Genomic DNA, 14,419 nt, shown 5'->3' on the forward strand with positions numbered 1-14,419 from the left:
TTACGACGAGTTGGTCACCGTGGGATCGACACTCCGAAAAAAATATTTTCGGGCGCGGGGGAGGGCGGCCCGCCATTTATCCCGCCGGATTGTCCTCGTCCGCCGGCGGCGCGGACGACGGCGCCGTGCTGCCCGCCGGCGCGCCGAGGATGCTGATCTGGAACGTGGGCGTCGCGGCGAGCGACTGCAGCGTCGCGTCCTCGGGGATGCGCTCGTCGAGCGGCAGGATCACCGAGCCGCCAATGACCGCGCGCCGGCTGTTGTCGGCCGGGCGCAGGCCCCACACGTCCTGATAGACGACGGGGACCGTGGCGCCGTTGCGCGTCGTGTTGCCGAGGTACAGCATCACGTGGCCGCCGATGTAGATCAGCGTGCGCAGCGGCACGCCATGCCGCGCCAGATAGTCGAGCCGTTCGGCGGGTGTCGACTCCGACAGATCGACCATGCGGCCGGCGCTCATCTGCGTCGACGAATGGCGCGGCAGCCACACGCCGAACGCGGCGAAGATGCTTTGCAGTTCCGACGAACAGTCGTTATAGAGCCCGCTATTGCCCCAGCCGTACGGCCGGCCGATCAGCGCCTTCAACAGCATCGCGAGATGGCGCGGCGTCGCGGCGAGCGGCATCGGCGTGATCTGCGTGGCGTCGAGCGACGCGGTGCGGATCAGCGCGCGGCCGTCGACGTCGCGCGCGGGAACGAGGAGTTGGAGTGTGCCTGCATTGGTGCTGGTCGCGGCTGGCGATGCCGAGGCACCCGCCACCAGCGGCAGCATCGTCCCGGCCGGGGCAGCGAAGCGGAACACGCCGTGGCTGTCGTTGACCGCCGCCGACGCGACGATCACCGCGCCTAGCGACTTCCCGGCCGCCGCGCGCCATTGATCGATGAAACCATCGTCGGCGAACGCGACGCCGTCGCTGCGCACCCAGCCCTGCACGTCGGGCGTCTGCACGTAATGCCACGCGCCGTCGACGCTGCTACCGAGCACGTAGAGCGGCGTGCCGGGCCGCACCGCCGAGATCTGCAGGTTGTCGAACGGATAACCCTCGCCGGCCAGGCGATGGTCGTAGAACGACGGATCGGTGGTAGGCAACTCGCGCACCATCAGGTTGCCGGTCGCGATCGCGCGCCGCTCGGGCTGATAGACCGGCGTTTGCGTGAACTGCGCGAGGTTGATGTTGCGCGCGATCGCGTCGATCCACGCCTTGTCGTGCGGCCGGAAGTTTTCGCCGTAACCGATGATGCTGCCACGCTTGCCGGTGTTGTCGAACCTGTCGATGCGGCGCTGTTGCAGTGCGGCAATGTCCTCGCCCTGCTCGCGAAACACGCGTGTCGTCACCCAGGCGGGATTCCACGGCGACGGCGCGTTCTCGCCCGTGCCGAAGTAGCGCGCGAACAGCGCGTCGAAATGTGCGCGCTGCTCGGCGGCGCTGAGAAACGGCCGATCGTAGTCGGGGCTGTTCGGATCGAGCCAGTGATCGACGTTCTGGTCGTAATGGGCGAGCGAAAACAGCGTGACGTTGTCGACGAACGCGTGCGTGCCGCGCGGCGGCGTTGGCGTGCTGCACGCGGCGAGCGTCGTGACGGCGACGCACAGCACGACGGCGCGGCAGGCACGGCGGGAGAGAACGGCGACGGGCATAAAGATTCGGCGTATGAGGTGCACGGCCAAGATGATACGGTGTCGGCGATGCGCACGGCGCATCGGATGTTGGGCGGGGGCGCGCGCGGCTTCGATTACACTCGCTTCATCCGTCCACCCGCGCGTCGCCACGCGCGACAATCGCCAGGGAGTCCGCCATGAAAACCAGCGCACGCAATCAGTTCAGCGGCGAAGTCACCGACCTCAAGCACGGTGCCGTCAACGACGAAGTCACGCTGCGCACGCCGGACGGTCTCGAGGTCGTCGCGATCATCACGCACGGCAGCGCGAAGTCGCTCGGGCTGGCGACCGGCAAGCAGGCGTTTGCGCTCGTGAAGGCATCGTCGGTGATCGTAATGGTCGATGTCGCAAGGCAGCAGGTGTCGGCGCGCAACTGCATCGAAGGGACCGTCGCGGCGGTGACGACGGGCGCCGTCAATTCGGAAGTGACGATCAGTGCCGGCAGCGCGCAGATCGCGGCGATCATCACGAACGACAGCGTCGAGCGCCTCGGCCTCGCGAGCGGCAAGGCGGCGACGGCGGTTTTCAAGGCGTCGAGCGTGATTATTGGGGTCGATCAGTAAAAGGCCCGGGCCTCTGGGACGGGTACTCAACGAGTTCTCACTGATCGCGGATGGCGCGAACGATGATCCCGTCCCATCCAAAAACAATCCTGTGAGCGTCCATCCGGAAGATCGCAAAACAATTGTCGCTATCTACGACAACGGTTGTAGCGGGCAACCCGGTTTCATTCACGCGAAGGTCGAACTGTTTCTTCAACGCCGAAAGCGTGTCAATTCGTTTGACGGTAAAACCTGTGTTGGGCTTGCAGGTTTCACTGTCGAAGCTCATGGATTGCGGCGTAATTGTCATCGTCATGCCGAGAATCCGTTTTGCTTCGGGGATGCCACCAGAAATATCGGCATAGTCAACTACATCGGTCACGACCCAATTGCCGATGAAATCATTAATCGTAGCGTGTGGTGGTGTTTGTGCCGCGCACACGCTTGCCGAGGTGGTCAGCGTGAGAGCCACATACGAAAAAAGCTTGTGGCCTGTCATTGTGCCGACTGCCGGAAGGGCGCGGATTCTTGTTGACGGCGGCTCATTAGTCCCCGGCTTATCTTCGCGGGACCTATCTTTCGGCCATTGCGATCACGCGGGGTAATCATCACATTAAGCATCATTTTTTCTGCTACCGCTAGCATGTCTCCGGTATTTGCGGGACCTAACGCGTCGCGTGTGTTCTGACGTGACGAGTTATAAGCAAAAGACACGGCAGCATTGAACTGTGCCTGAGTCAATTCGTGCTGCGTGACCACAGCTTTAACTGCTGCCTCAGCGTCACGAATCCGATTTTGCAGGATAGCGTTTGCCTGTTCGGGAACAACCGTTCGCGCTAGTTCTTCCGCCGTACACGGACCGAAGTGGGCTAATGTGCCGATGCCCCAGGTGCAATTACCATTCTTTGGCGCATCGTTGTAGTAGTGCATAACGACACCTTCATTTAGACGAAGGGCGGTATAGCCTGCTTCACTCATGGATTTATCTGAATTTGCGTTTGGCATCGAAATATCTTAAAAAAACGAATCGAATGGAGTGGGTAATATAGCAAAAATAGAGTCGACAGAGACACGTTCGATTTAAACTAATGCGAAATGAATATTGATTATATTAAGATAGAAACTAGGAAGGGATAGTCGAGAACCGAGGGGGACGGCGAGCGTAGACGCGCGGCGCGTGTCACAGCGTTCGACACCCGCGCGCGGGGATTGCGCTTGCTTTACACTTCACCCCTTACCGCTTTCCATCCCGCTCTGATCACGGACGCCGTCATGTTCGAAGTTTCCTCCACCTCGCATCTGCCCAAAGCCGCGCAATATGAAGAACTGGTCGCGCAGGCGCGCGCACTGCTGGCCGGCGAAACGGACTGGATCGCCAACGCCGCGAATTTCTCGTCGTTCGTCTTTCATTCGTTGAGCGATCTGAACTGGGCCGGCTTTTACTTTCACGACGGCCGCGAACTGGTGGTCGGCCCTTTCCAGGGCAAGCCCGCGTGCGTGCGCATTGCGCTCGGCAAGGGCGTCTGCGGTACGGCCGCGCAAACCCGTCAGACCCAGGTTGTGCGCGACGTGCACGAGTTTCCCGGCCATATCGCATGCGATTCGGCGTCGCAATCGGAAATCGTCGTGCCGCTCGTCGCGCCCGACGGCACGCTGATCGGCGTGTGGGATGTCGATAGCCCGGTCGTCGCGCGCTTCGACGAGCAGGACGCGAAGGGCATGGAAGCGTTGTGCGCGGTGTTCATCGAGGCAGCGCTGCCGCGCGGCGTGTAGCGTTGCCGAATCGCGCCGGGCGTGGCGCGCAGCACTGAGGTGCAGACCGTGCATCTCAATCTTTGAGACGCTCTAGCGCATCACCGCGATGCACCGCGTGTCTGGCGCTTTTCTCGCTTGTCACTTCGTAGTGCGGGTCCGATTTCGATGCGGCGACGGCAACATCGTGTTCGTGCCGAACAGCCAGATCTGGAGCAATCCGGTGATCAACGACAACTGTGGCGGCACACAGCGCATCGAGGTCGAGGTGGAACTCGCGCAGCGCAAGGACGTGGATGCGGCGATCGGGCAACTGCAGAAACTCGTGGCCGACGAGCCGCGCGTGCTGAGCGGTTCCACGCTTGCACCGGTGGTGTCGGTTGCGGATTATCCGGCGGATGGCGGCGCGACGTTGAGGATCGCCGCGTGGGTCAGGTCGCCGGATGCGTCGTTGGCTGGCGGCGATCTGCACGACAGGGCGCAGGCCGTGTTGGAGCTGCGGGGTGTGAGGTAGCGGCTTAGGGTTAGGGGTTAGTAGGGGCATGACATACGGCCTCGACGCGATTGCCGGCCGGGTCGATCAGAAATGCCGCGTAGTAGTCGCGGTGATAGTAAGGCCGCAAGCCGGGCTGGCCGTCGGATTTGCCACCAGTCGAGAGTCCCGCTTTGAAGAATGCATCGACATGCTCACGGGACGGCGCTTTGAAGCACCAGTGACGTTTGTTTTCTCCTATTTCATTTGGATCGAGATACACGGCCAGATAGGTCGATGAGATGTCGTCGGTCGTGCAACGCTCGCCGTAGCCTAACGCGGTGGGACGGTCGAAGACTTTGCTCGCGCCGAGAGCCGTCATGATGGCGTCGTAGAAACGTCGTCCTGCCTCGATGTCGGGAACGCCGATCGACACGTGATCAAGAAGCTGCATTGGATGTCTCCCTATTGAAGCTGCACTGAGTTTATACGCGCAACTCGCTCCAACAGGCATTTCCGACTCAATCGCCAAGGTCTTCTTCCATAAGCGGCGGGCCGCTCAGTTCAAGGGTCATCAGATAGCGTTCGTCCTCCGGTCGGTTTTCGTGAACGAACCGTCGAATGTCAAGCGCAACCTGATATTTGCTGGTTACCTGCCTAACGGCGACGTGGAATTCAAACGGCAGATCATCGATAACATACATAACGATTGAGCGCAGAATCGACATGAGTGTTCATCAACTTGCACACGCGACTTTTTCAATCTCGGGCGAATATGTGGTGCCTGGGTTTTGGAGAAAATATTTTGCCGTTGTGCCCGACGTGGCGATTGCGAAGGGTGATCCGGTAGTCGATCCAACGGGACAGGGGCGAGTCTTGACGCGGCGCACCGGAGTGTGGAGTGTGCGAAGTAAAGAGGTTGTCCGTAGCGACTTGCTGGAGCCGCATCTTCGTTATCTCGTTAGCCACTTGAATCTTTCAAGGGACGATTTCCAGCGATTGCTGGCAGACAAGAATGCGAAAGTGCGCTTCTTCTGCTACTGGTACAACGCGAGCGGGGACCGGGTGTCTGACGTGCCAACAGACATTCGCATCATGATGGAAGCAATGGGCGGCACGGTAGAGATTGACGAGTATCGCTAGAGCAGGCACGAATGGAGGGGCTAGTGGCAATCGAACTCGAAGCGCCATCCGCACCGTTCCACGCTCGCGGCGACTCGCCAGTAAAGGGTTTGAGCGGCTTTCGATGAACGTGAATAAACGTCAATCACCTCACATTAAAACAATGTCGTACTGCTCCTGACTCAAATTCGACTCCACCTGCAACGACACCGGCTTGCCGATGAAATCGATCAGCATTGCCAGATGCTGCGACTCTTCCTCGAGAAACAGATCGATCACCTGCTGCGAAGCGACCACGCGAAACTCGCGCGGATTGAACTGCCGCGACTCGCGCAAAATCTCCCGCAACACGTCATAGCAGACCGTGCGCGCAGTCTTCACTTGCCCTTTGCCCTGGCAAATCGGGCAAGGCTCGCACAGCACATGCGCGAGCGACTCACGCGTACGCTTGCGCGTCATCTCGACGAGCCCGAGTTGCGAGAAGCCATTGACGGTCACCCGCGTGCGATCGCGCGACAACGCCTTCTTCAATTCGCCTAGCACCTGGTCGCGATGCTCGACGTTTTCCATATCGATGAAATCGATGATGATCACGCCGCCAAGATTCCTTAGCCGCAGTTGCCGCGCGATGGTATGCGCGGCTTCGAGGTTGGTCTTGAAGATCGTGTCGTCGAAGTTGCGCGCGCCGACGTAGCCGCCGGTGTTCACATCGATCGTCGTCATCGCCTCGGTCTGGTCGATCACGAGGTAGCCGCCCGACTTCAGATCCACGCGACGCGATAGCGCGCGCTGAATCTCGGCCTCGATGTTGTACAGATCGAACAGCGGCCGCTCGCCGGTGTAGTGGTGCAGCTTCGACGATACCGCCGGTGTGAACTCGGTCGCGAAATCGGCGAGCATCTGATGCGTCTCGCGCGAATCGACCTGGATGCGCGATGTGTCATCGTTGACGAAATCGCGCAGCACGCGCTGCGCGAGATTCAGATCCTGGTAGAGCAGGCTGGTGGGCGGCATGCGCTGGGCCTGCGACAGAATCGTCGCCCACGTCTTGCGCAGATACGCGACGTCGGCCGCGAGCTCTTCGCTCGTCGCATCCTCGGCGATCGTGCGCACGATGTAGCCGCCTTTCTCGTCGGCGGGCAGCACGGCGGTCAGACGCGCACGCACGGCCTCGCGCTCGGCTTCGCTTTCGATTTTCTGCGAGATGCCGATGTGCGGCTCCTGCGGCAGATACACGAGCGTGCGCCCGGCGATGCTCACTTGCGTGGACAGCCGCGCGCCCTTGGTGCCGATCGGGTCCTTGACGACCTGCACCATCAGCGTCTGACCTTCGAAGACGATCTTTTCGATCGGCTGATGCGGTGTTTGATGTTGCGCTTCGCCGGCGATGCGCGGATGCCAGATGTCGGCGACATGAAGAAACGCGGCGCGTTCGAGGCCGATGTCGATGAACGCCGATTGCATGCCGGGCAGCACGCGCACGACCTTGCCGAGATAGACATTGCCGACGCGGCCGCGCGACAGCGTTCGTTCGACATGAAGTTCCTGGACGGCGCCCTGTTGAACGAGCGCGACGCGCGTTTCCTGCGGCGTGACATTGATCAGGATTTCTTCATTCATGGTGTTGTTCTAGAAGTCGATGCGCGCTGCACGCAGGAGGGCAGCGGTTTCAAAAAGCGGCAAACCCATAATACCCGAATAGGACCCGTCTATATGCTCGATAAACTCCGCCGCGCGTCCCTGCACGCCATACGCCCCCGCCTTGCCGAGCGGCTCACCGCTCGCCGCGTAGCGACGCAACGCGTCTGCGTGCACTGCAGCAAAACGCACCTTCGAGACCGACAACGCCGCGGGCAGCAGCGAGCCGTTGGCATCGATCACGGCGAGCGCGGTCAGCACTTCGTGCGTGCGGCCCGCGAGACGTGTGAGCATCGCGACCGCATCGTCGGCATCGATGGGCTTGCCGAGAATCGCGTCGTCGATCGTGACGGTGGTGTCGGCGACGAGTATCGGCCGCACCTCGTGACCGCCGTCGAGGAGCCGCGCGCGGGCCGCCTGCGCCTTCGCGATGCACACGCGCTGCACGTAGTCGCGCGCGTGTTCGCCGGGCCGTTCGGCTTCGAGCGCTTCGGCGTCTTCATCGGGGCGCGGCAGCAGCAATTCGAAACGCACGCCGAGCTGTTGCAGCAGCTCCTGGCGGCGCGGACTTTGCGAGGCGAGGTAGACGAACGGATGCAGCGAAGCGGAGGGCGTGGGCATGAACGGGTCTCGATGGAGCGGGAAACGGATGGCGCGGGGTGGTGAGCGCGGGTGGGCGTGGAAGAGTGAGCGGGGCGAGGTTGACCCGGTGATCCGATCGATGCGCTGCATCCACTAGCGGCATCGATGCACAGCGCGTCGGGCGCATCATCGCATGAAGCGGCGGCAATGCGCTCAAGCGTATGGAGCCGAGCACCCGCGACGCGTCAGCAGCAACGAATCGTTGCCAGGCGTCGCCGCGCGAGGCTCCAGCACCTACGCGCGATGATACGGATGATTTTGCGTGATGGTCCACGCGCGATAAAGCTGTTCGGCCAGCAGCACGCGCACCATCGCGTGCGGCAGCGTGAGGCTCGACACGCGCAGCATCATATCGGCGTGTGCCTTCAGCTCGGGATCGAGCCCGTCCGCGCCGCCGATCAGAAAGGCCACGTCGCGGCCGTCTTGCTGCCAGCCCGGCAACGCGCCCGCGAGCTGCATCGTGGTCCAGTCCTTGCCGCGTTCGTCGAGCGCGACGATGCGTGCGTTCTTCGGCAACGCGGCTTCGATCTTCTGCCGTTCGGCAGCCATCACGCTTTCGGCCGAACGGCCCGACGAGCGCTGCTCCGGTTTGATCTCGCGCAGTTCGATGCGCAACTCGGGCGGCATGCGTTTCGCGTATTCGTCGAAGCCGGTCGCGATCCAGTCCGGCATCTTGTGGCCGACGGCGAGGATGTGCAGTTTCATCGCGAGGACAGTAGCGCTGTGCCCGACACGGCCCGCTTACTTGCGGCGCGCCGTGGTCTTGCGCGCGGGCTTCGCGGCCGGCGCTTCCTCGTCTTCCTCGTCGTCGGGCTCGCTTGCGCGCGCGCCGCCGAACGGATTCGGCGTCGACAGCTTGATGCGCACCGGCTTGTCGCCCCAGATTTCCTCGAGGTTGTAGTACTGGCGCAGCGCCGGCTGCAGGATGTGCACGATCGCGTCGCCGCAATCGACCAGCACCCATTCGCCGATATCCTCGCCCTCGGTGCTGATGATCTCGCCGCCGGCTTCCTTCACGCCTTCGCGCACGCTCGACGCGAGCGCCTTGGTTTGCCGGTTCGACGTGCCGCTCGCGACGATCACGCGATCGAACAGCGAGGTCAGGTGGCTGGTGTTGAACACTTTGATGTCTTGCGCCTTGACGTCTTCGAGAGCGTCGACGATTACGCGTTGCAGTTTGCGAATATCCATGGAGTTACCGGTGGTACAGATGATGTTGAAGAATATAGTCCCACACCGCGGCGGGGACGTGACTCGCGGCCCGATCCTGGCTTGTGCCGCCCGCACCCGCGTGGGCGAGCCGCTGGTTGACCTGCTCGCGCAGATGCGCGCGAATGTCGGTGGCCGATACGTTGAACGCGAGCGTCGTGTCGATCAGCAGATGGCCGCAGGGTGTGGCCTGCAGCACGTCGGCGCGCGCACGGCGCGCGGCGATTTCCTTGGCGACTGCGGGGGCGACCGACGCGAGGTCGAAGCCGGGCCGCGTGGCCGCGCCGATATGCGCGAGCTCGAACAGGCGCCGCCAGTCGCGCCATGTGTCGAGATGCACCAGTTGATCCGCGCCGATCAGCAGCGTGATCGATGCGTCGTCGCCTTCGCGCTCGCGCCAGCATTGCAGCGTCTCGACCGTGTAGGTCGCGCCATCGTGCTCGATTTCGTCGGTCGCGACGCGTACCGTCACGCCGGGGATCGCGAGCGACGCGGCCGCCGCGCGCGTCATCGCGAGCCGATGTTCGGCGGGCGACACATCGGCTTTCTGCCACGGCTGGCCGGCCGGCAGCAGCACCAGTTCGGTCAGCCGCAGCACGTCGGCGAACCGCCGCGCCAGCGCGAGGTGGCCGTCGTGGATCGGATCGAATGTGCCGCCCAGCAGACCGATCCGGCGAGGCAGGGCGACAGGGTGAGCGTTCGGCTTCAGGTGAGGGTCCTTTGTCGTGACCGTAAGCGAGACAGGTGGCGCGTCATACCCACTCGCGCGGCACGAGGAAATCGCTGTACAAACGCGCTTCCGGCGTGCCCGGCTCGGGGTGCCAGTCGTAGCGCCAGTTCGCCACGGGCGGCATCGACATCAGGATCGATTCGGTGCGTCCGCCGCTCTGCAGCCCAAACAGTGTGCCACGGTCGAAGACCAGATTGAACTCGACGTAGCGGCCGCGCCGGTAGGCCTGGAACGCGCGCTCGGCTTCGCCGTACGGCGTGTCGCGGCGCCGCTCGATGATCGGCAGGTACGCCTTGAGAAAGCCTTCGCCGACGCTTTTGAGCATCGCGAACGATTGCTCGAAGCCCGGCGCCGAGAAATCGTCGAAGAAAATCCCGCCAATGCCGCGCGGCTCGTTGCGGTGCTTCAGGAAGAAGTACTCGTCGCACCAGCGCTTGAAGCGCGGGTACAGATCCGCGCCATACGGCGCGAGCGCGTCGCGGCACACCTGATGGAACTGCCGCGCGTCCTCTTCGTAGCCGTAGTAGGGCGTCAGGTCCATGCCGCCGCCGAACCAGAACACCGGTTCTTCGCCTTCCCTCGTCGCGATCAGCAGGCGCACGTTCATGTGCACGGTCGGGCAGTGCGGATTGTGCGGATGCAGCACGAGCGACACGCCCATCGCCTCGAAGCCGCGCCCGGCCAGTTGCGGCCGCGCGGCGCTTGCCGAGCCCGGCAGCGCGTCGCCCGCGACGTCCGAGAAGCCGATGCCGGCGCGCTCGAAGAACTGGCCGCCTTCGAGAATCCGCGTGACGCCGCCGCCGCGCAGCTTCTCGCCGGGCGCGCGCTGCCACGCGTCGGTAGCGAACGCGGTGCCGTCGAAGGCGCCGAGCGTGTCCGCGAGATGCGATTGCAGGCCTTGCAGCCAGCTGCGCACGGCTTGTGCGTCGTAGCTCGAATTGCTCATGAATGCAGGTGCTTGGGCGGCACGCTCGTCGTGCCGCGGGTTCTTCGAAAGAAAGCGATGGCCGCGTTGGCGCCGGGTGTCTGCGAACTCGGACCGCTGGTTCGGATTGTGCTTGGTTGCCGGAGGCGAACATGAGAGGCGGCTTGCCGCTTCAGTCGATTCGCGGGCTCCGGGCCCGTCTGCCGCGACGAGCGGGAAAGATTCAGTGTAGCGCGCGTCGTGTAACGTGCCCGCACTGCGGCGCCTGTGGCACCGGCAGTGCGCCGCCCGCACGGCGTCCAGCGCTAGCGAAGCTTACTTGCCGTCGTGCTTGCGGTTGAGCGCGCGATAGCCGATGTCTCGGCGGTATTGCATGCCGTCGAACGCGATCTGGTTGATCGTGTGGTACGCGGCCGCCTGCGCGGTGCGCACCGAATCCGCGAGACCGACGACGCACAGCACGCGCCCGCCCGAGGTGGTCAGCTTGCCGTCCGTCAGCGTGGTGCCGGCGTGGAACGTGACTGAATCCGCGGTTTCGGCGGGAATGCCGTTGATGCGGTCGCCCTTCCTCGGCGTGTCCGGGTAGTTGTGCGCGGCGAGCACGACACCGAGCGCGGTGCGGCGGTCCCATTCGAGCTCGACGGTGTCGAGCGTGCCGGCGATCGCGTGTTCCACCACCTTCGAATAGTCGCCTTTCAGACGCGCCATGATCGGCTGCGTTTCGGGGTCGCCCATCCGGCAGTTGAATTCGAGCGTCTTCGGGTTGCCTTGCGCGTCGATCATCAGGCCCGCGTACAGGAAGCCGGTGTAGCGGATACCTTCCTTCTCCATGCCGCGCACGGTCGGCAGGATGATTTCGCGCATCACGCGCGCATGCAGCTGCGGCGTGACGATCGGCGCGGGCGAGTAGGCGCCCATGCCGCCCGTATTCGGGCCCTGGTCGCCGTCGAGCAGACGCTTGTGATCCTGGCTCGACGCGAGCGCGAGCACGTGCTTGCCGTCCACCATCACGATGAAGCTCGCTTCCTCGCCGGCAAGGAACTCCTCGATCACGACGCGCGCGCCGGCGTCGCCGAGCTTGTTGTCCGACAGCATCATGTCGACCGCGGCGTGCGCTTCTTCCAGCGTTTGCGCGACCACCACGCCCTTGCCGGCGGCGAGGCCGTCGGCCTTGATCACGATCGGCGCGCCCTTGGCGTCCAGATACGCGTGCGCGGCGGCGACGTCGGCGAAGGTTTCGTACTCGGCCGTCGGGATGCCGTGGCGCTTCATGAACGCTTTGGCGAAATCTTTCGAGCTTTCGAGCTGGGCGGCCTCTTTGGTCGGCCCGAAGATCTTCAGGCCGCGCGAGCGGAACAGGTTGACGATGCCTGCCGCGAGCGGCGCTTCCGGCCCGACCAGCGTGAACGCGATCTGTTCTTTTTCGACGAAATCAGCGAGCGCGGCCGGCTCGGTGATGTCGATGTTGAGCAGACGCTCATCCTGAGCGGTGCCGCCGTTGCCCGGCGCGACGTAGACGAGCTGGACCCGCGGCGATTGCGCGAGCTTCCATGCCAGCGCATGTTCGCGACCGCCGGAACCGACGACGAGTAACTTCATGTGAATCCCCGAGACTTGAAAACCATAAACGGCCGAGCGGTGTGCTCAGCCGTGCAATAAACCATCAACAGCAAGGGCAAACGATGCCAGAGCCCGGCGCGCCATCACTCGCCGGCGATCGACGCGTTTGTATAGACTTCCTGCACGTCGTCCAGATTTTCCAGCGCGTCGAGCAGTTTCTGCATTTTCACGGCATCGTCGCCGGTGAATTCGACTTCGGTCTGCGGCTTCATCGTGACTTCGGCAAGTTCGGCCTTGAAGCCCGCCGTTTCGAGTGCAGCCTTCACTTTCGAAAAATCGTTCGGCGGGCACAGCACCTCGATACTGCCGTCCTCGTTCGTCACGACGTCGTCGGCGCCCGCTTCGAGCGCGGCTTCCATCAGCGCGTCTTCGGCGGTGCCGGGAGCGAACAGGAACTGGCCGACGTGATCGAACATGAACGACACCGAGCCGTCGGTGCCCATGTTGCCGCCGTTCTTCGAGAACGCGTGACGCACTTCCGCGACCGTGCGGGTGCGGTTGTCGGTCATCGTGTCGACGATCACCGCCGCGCCGCCGATGCCATAGCCTTCGTAGCGGATTTCCTCGTAGTTCGCGCCGTCCGCGCCGCCGACACCGCGCTGGATTGCGCGGTTGATGTTGTCTTTCGGCATGTTGGCGTCGTACGCCTTGTCGACCGCGAGCCGCAGACGCGGGTTCGAGTCGATTTCACCGCCGCCCAGACGGGCCGCAACCTGGATTTCCTTGATGAGCCGCGTCCAGACCTTGCCGCGCTTGGCATCGGCCGCTGCTTTCTTATGCTTGATGTTGGCCCATTTCGAATGACCCGCCATACATTTCTCCGTCGCGCGCGCCAGCGGGGCGCACGCATAGTGCAATTGTCGTTGCGATCTCGGGCGCCTCGCGTGTTGCGCCTCGATGTCAATCCGTCAGGTGAAAGGCTGCCGGCCGCTCGTGCTTGTCGCTCGTGTTGGCCCGTCGAGGCGGCCACCTGTGCCGCCGATCTCAGCCTGGCCGTTCCCGCGCGTCGTTCCGCGCTTGCCCGCCGGTGGGCGTTCGTGCCGGTTCGTGCATGATCGGCCGGCCGGCCAGGCGCAGCCGCAGGGCGGCAGCGCGGTGGAGCGGGGCAGCTTGCGCGGCCAGGCGCCGCATGACCTGATGCGAAAGCGCGGGGCGCCAGTCGAAATTGCAGGCGGTGGTGCGAGTGATCGTGCGGGTCGAGCCGCTCCGTCGAGCGGATTCGAATTTTATCATGCCGGGAGGGTGCGGCAGAGGGGGCCGCGTCGCGAAACCGGCCGCAAATGCAATGAAATCGACGCGAAAATGAATGGAGGCGGTGCGGATGTGTCGCCGGGAGGGCCGGATGCGGGCGAAAGCGGGGCCGGTTCCGGGGCGGCGGCATCGCCAGGCCACCCCCGTTGGCCCCCGGCGCGTCAGTTCTTCGTACCGAACAACCGGTCGCCCGCGTCGCCCAGGCCCGGCACGATGTACGCATGCTCGTTCAGATGCGAATCGAGCGACGCGATGAACAGCTTGACGTCCGGGTGCGCGTCCTGGAACACCTGCACGCCCTCGGGCGCGGCGACGAGCGCGAGGAACATGATGTTCTCGGCCGCCACGTTGCGGCGCTTGAGCACATCGACCGCGTGCACGGCCGAGTAGCCGGTCGCGACCATCGGATCGCAGAGGATGAACACGCGGTCTTCGAGGTCCGGCAACCGCACCAGGTATTCGACCGGCCGATGATCCTCCGCGCGATACACGCCGATATGGCCGACGCGCGCCGACGGCACCAGCTCGAGCAGGCCGTCCGACATGCCGACGCCCGCGCGCAGCACCGGCACGATCGCGAGCTTCTTGCCGGCGATCACCGGCGCGTCGATCTCGACGAGCGGCGTGGTGATGCGGCGCGTGGTCATTGGCAGGTTGCGGGTGATTTCGTAGCCCATCAGCAGCGTGATTTCGCGCAGCAGTTCGCGGAACGTGCGCGTCGACGTGTCCCGGTCGCGCATGTGCGACAGCTTGTGCTGGATCAGCGGGTGATCGAGGATGAAGAGATTGGGGAAACGGCTGTCCTGGGTCATGGCGGGCTCGCGCGCGGCGGCAAGGTGGATCGGTTCGGCGCGCT

General features: G+C 63.8%; 18 protein-coding genes. 4 read left to right on the forward strand and 14 right to left on the reverse strand.

Annotated features, from left to right (window positions below; translation table 11 throughout):
- Positions 1-76: 76 nt before the first annotated feature.
- Positions 77-1,639 carry an SH3 domain-containing protein gene (locus tag OKW29_RS40790; protein ID WP_429294862.1) on the reverse strand — a complete coding sequence of 521 codons (1,563 nt, stop codon included), beginning with the start codon at positions 1,637-1,639 and terminating at the stop codon, positions 77-79.
- Between the two features lie 158 nt (positions 1,640-1,797).
- Here OKW29_RS40790 and OKW29_RS40795 point away from each other — a divergent pair, with 158 nt between their 5' ends.
- Complete coding sequence (locus OKW29_RS40795; protein WP_184021673.1) at positions 1,798-2,223, forward strand: TOBE domain-containing protein; 426 nt, start codon at positions 1,798-1,800, stop codon at positions 2,221-2,223.
- 37 nt (positions 2,224-2,260) lie between these two features.
- Here OKW29_RS40795 and OKW29_RS40800 read toward each other — a convergent pair whose 3' ends face one another.
- Together OKW29_RS40800 and OKW29_RS40805 are read right to left on the reverse strand one after the other, a co-directional pair.
- Complete coding sequence (locus tag OKW29_RS40800) at positions 2,261-2,701, reverse strand: hypothetical protein (protein WP_429294863.1); 441 nt, start codon at positions 2,699-2,701, stop codon at positions 2,261-2,263.
- Positions 2,698-3,207, reverse strand: a complete 510-nt coding sequence (locus OKW29_RS40805) for a lysozyme (protein WP_429294864.1) — start codon at positions 3,205-3,207, stop codon at positions 2,698-2,700. The genes OKW29_RS40800 and OKW29_RS40805 overlap by 4 nt, the downstream gene beginning before the upstream one ends.
- Before the next feature lie 267 nt (positions 3,208-3,474).
- On the opposite strand from OKW29_RS40805, the gene OKW29_RS40810 reads away from it, so the two are divergent.
- Together OKW29_RS40810 and OKW29_RS40815 are read left to right on the forward strand one after the other, a co-directional pair.
- Positions 3,475-3,975, forward strand: a complete 501-nt coding sequence (locus OKW29_RS40810) for a GAF domain-containing protein (protein WP_429294865.1) — start codon at positions 3,475-3,477, stop codon at positions 3,973-3,975.
- A 166-nt stretch (positions 3,976-4,141) separates the two neighbouring features.
- Positions 4,142-4,468 (forward strand): hypothetical protein, encoded by a 327-nt coding sequence (locus OKW29_RS40815; RefSeq protein WP_429294866.1) that lies wholly within the window; start codon positions 4,142-4,144, stop codon positions 4,466-4,468.
- A gap of 10 nt (positions 4,469-4,478) precedes the next feature.
- Here the strand turns inward: OKW29_RS40815 and OKW29_RS40820 are convergent, their stop codons facing one another.
- Both OKW29_RS40820 and OKW29_RS40825 read right to left on the reverse strand, forming a co-directional pair.
- A complete protein-coding gene (locus OKW29_RS40820) occupies positions 4,479-4,880 on the reverse strand; it encodes a VOC family protein (RefSeq protein WP_429294867.1) in 402 nt (133 codons plus the stop codon).
- A gap of 67 nt (positions 4,881-4,947) precedes the next feature.
- Positions 4,948-5,154 carry a hypothetical protein gene (locus OKW29_RS40825; RefSeq protein WP_429294868.1) on the reverse strand — a complete coding sequence of 69 codons (207 nt, stop codon included), beginning with the start codon at positions 5,152-5,154 and terminating at the stop codon, positions 4,948-4,950.
- On the opposite strand from OKW29_RS40825, the gene OKW29_RS40830 reads away from it, so the two are divergent.
- On the forward strand, positions 5,153-5,569 hold the full coding sequence (locus OKW29_RS40830; RefSeq protein WP_429294869.1) for a DUF4279 domain-containing protein: 417 nt from the start codon (positions 5,153-5,155) through the stop codon (positions 5,567-5,569). The genes OKW29_RS40825 and OKW29_RS40830 overlap by 2 nt on opposite strands.
- 129 nt (positions 5,570-5,698) lie before the next feature.
- Here OKW29_RS40830 and rng read toward each other — a convergent pair whose 3' ends face one another.
- The 9 genes from rng to upp form a co-directional block, all read right to left on the reverse strand.
- Positions 5,699-7,168, reverse strand: coding sequence for a ribonuclease G (gene rng, locus OKW29_RS40835; protein ID WP_184072000.1), 1,470 nt, complete (start codon positions 7,166-7,168; stop codon positions 5,699-5,701).
- Positions 7,169-7,177: 9 nt separating this feature from the next.
- Positions 7,178-7,807: a Maf family protein gene (locus OKW29_RS40840; RefSeq protein WP_429294870.1), complete on the reverse strand. Its 630-nt coding sequence runs from the start codon at positions 7,805-7,807 to the stop codon at positions 7,178-7,180.
- Between the two features lie 255 nt (positions 7,808-8,062).
- A complete protein-coding gene (gene rlmH / locus OKW29_RS40845) occupies positions 8,063-8,533 on the reverse strand; it encodes a 23S rRNA (pseudouridine(1915)-N(3))-methyltransferase RlmH (protein WP_429294871.1) in 471 nt (156 codons plus the stop codon).
- Between the two features lie 36 nt (positions 8,534-8,569).
- Positions 8,570-9,019 carry a ribosome silencing factor gene (gene rsfS, locus OKW29_RS40850; RefSeq protein WP_018419969.1) on the reverse strand — a complete coding sequence of 150 codons (450 nt, stop codon included), beginning with the start codon at positions 9,017-9,019 and terminating at the stop codon, positions 8,570-8,572.
- Between the two features lie 4 nt (positions 9,020-9,023).
- Positions 9,024-9,746 carry a nicotinate-nucleotide adenylyltransferase gene (locus tag OKW29_RS40855; RefSeq protein WP_221307877.1) on the reverse strand — a complete coding sequence of 241 codons (723 nt, stop codon included), beginning with the start codon at positions 9,744-9,746 and terminating at the stop codon, positions 9,024-9,026.
- 43 nt (positions 9,747-9,789) lie between these two features.
- Positions 9,790-10,713, reverse strand: coding sequence for an oxygen-dependent coproporphyrinogen oxidase (hemF, locus tag OKW29_RS40860; protein WP_429294872.1), 924 nt, complete (start codon positions 10,711-10,713; stop codon positions 9,790-9,792).
- A 294-nt stretch (positions 10,714-11,007) separates the two neighbouring features.
- The gene (gene purD, locus OKW29_RS40865; RefSeq protein ID WP_184021714.1) at positions 11,008-12,291 is read right to left on the reverse strand and encodes a phosphoribosylamine--glycine ligase; all 1,284 of its coding nucleotides are present in this window, start codon (positions 12,289-12,291) and stop codon (positions 11,008-11,010) included.
- A 104-nt stretch (positions 12,292-12,395) separates the two neighbouring features.
- Complete coding sequence (locus OKW29_RS40870; RefSeq protein ID WP_018419973.1) at positions 12,396-13,124, reverse strand: YebC/PmpR family DNA-binding transcriptional regulator; 729 nt, start codon at positions 13,122-13,124, stop codon at positions 12,396-12,398.
- Between the two features lie 600 nt (positions 13,125-13,724).
- Positions 13,725-14,375 (reverse strand): uracil phosphoribosyltransferase, encoded by a 651-nt coding sequence (upp, locus tag OKW29_RS40875; RefSeq protein WP_026225693.1) that lies wholly within the window; start codon positions 14,373-14,375, stop codon positions 13,725-13,727.
- Positions 14,376-14,419 lie beyond the last annotated feature (44 nt).

Source organism: Paraburkholderia sp. CI3 (genome assembly GCF_050436505.1).
Taxonomy (GTDB): domain Bacteria; phylum Pseudomonadota; class Gammaproteobacteria; order Burkholderiales; family Burkholderiaceae; genus Paraburkholderia; species Paraburkholderia tuberum.

Bases quoted from the DNA above. Each gene is read 5' to 3' on its own strand.
- OKW29_RS40790 (WP_429294862.1), bottom strand. From the start codon at position 1,639: ATGCCCGTCGCCGTTCTCTCCCGCCGTGCCTGCCGCGCCGTCGTGCTG.
- OKW29_RS40795 (WP_184021673.1), top strand. From the start codon at position 1,798: ATGAAAACCAGCGCACGCAATCAGTTCAGCGGCGAAGTCACCGACCTC.
- OKW29_RS40800 (WP_429294863.1), bottom strand. From the start codon at position 2,701: ATGACAGGCCACAAGCTTTTTTCGTATGTGGCTCTCACGCTGACCACC.
- OKW29_RS40805 (WP_429294864.1), bottom strand. From the start codon at position 3,207: ATGCCAAACGCAAATTCAGATAAATCCATGAGTGAAGCAGGCTATACC.
- OKW29_RS40810 (WP_429294865.1), top strand. From the start codon at position 3,475: ATGTTCGAAGTTTCCTCCACCTCGCATCTGCCCAAAGCCGCGCAATAT.
- OKW29_RS40820 (WP_429294867.1), bottom strand. From the start codon at position 4,880: ATGCAGCTTCTTGATCACGTGTCGATCGGCGTTCCCGACATCGAGGCA.
- OKW29_RS40830 (WP_429294869.1), top strand. From the start codon at position 5,153: ATGAGTGTTCATCAACTTGCACACGCGACTTTTTCAATCTCGGGCGAA.
- OKW29_RS40825 (WP_429294868.1), bottom strand. From the start codon at position 5,154: ATGTCGATTCTGCGCTCAATCGTTATGTATGTTATCGATGATCTGCCG.
- rng (WP_184072000.1), bottom strand. From the start codon at position 7,168: ATGAATGAAGAAATCCTGATCAATGTCACGCCGCAGGAAACGCGCGTC.
- OKW29_RS40840 (WP_429294870.1), bottom strand. From the start codon at position 7,807: ATGCCCACGCCCTCCGCTTCGCTGCATCCGTTCGTCTACCTCGCCTCG.
- rlmH (WP_429294871.1), bottom strand. From the start codon at position 8,533: ATGAAACTGCACATCCTCGCCGTCGGCCACAAGATGCCGGACTGGATC.
- rsfS (WP_018419969.1), bottom strand. From the start codon at position 9,019: ATGGATATTCGCAAACTGCAACGCGTAATCGTCGACGCTCTCGAAGAC.
- hemF (WP_429294872.1), bottom strand. From the start codon at position 10,713: ATGAGCAATTCGAGCTACGACGCACAAGCCGTGCGCAGCTGGCTGCAA.
- purD (WP_184021714.1), bottom strand. From the start codon at position 12,291: ATGAAGTTACTCGTCGTCGGTTCCGGCGGTCGCGAACATGCGCTGGCA.
- OKW29_RS40870 (WP_018419973.1), bottom strand. From the start codon at position 13,124: ATGGCGGGTCATTCGAAATGGGCCAACATCAAGCATAAGAAAGCAGCG.
- upp (WP_026225693.1), bottom strand. From the start codon at position 14,375: ATGACCCAGGACAGCCGTTTCCCCAATCTCTTCATCCTCGATCACCCG.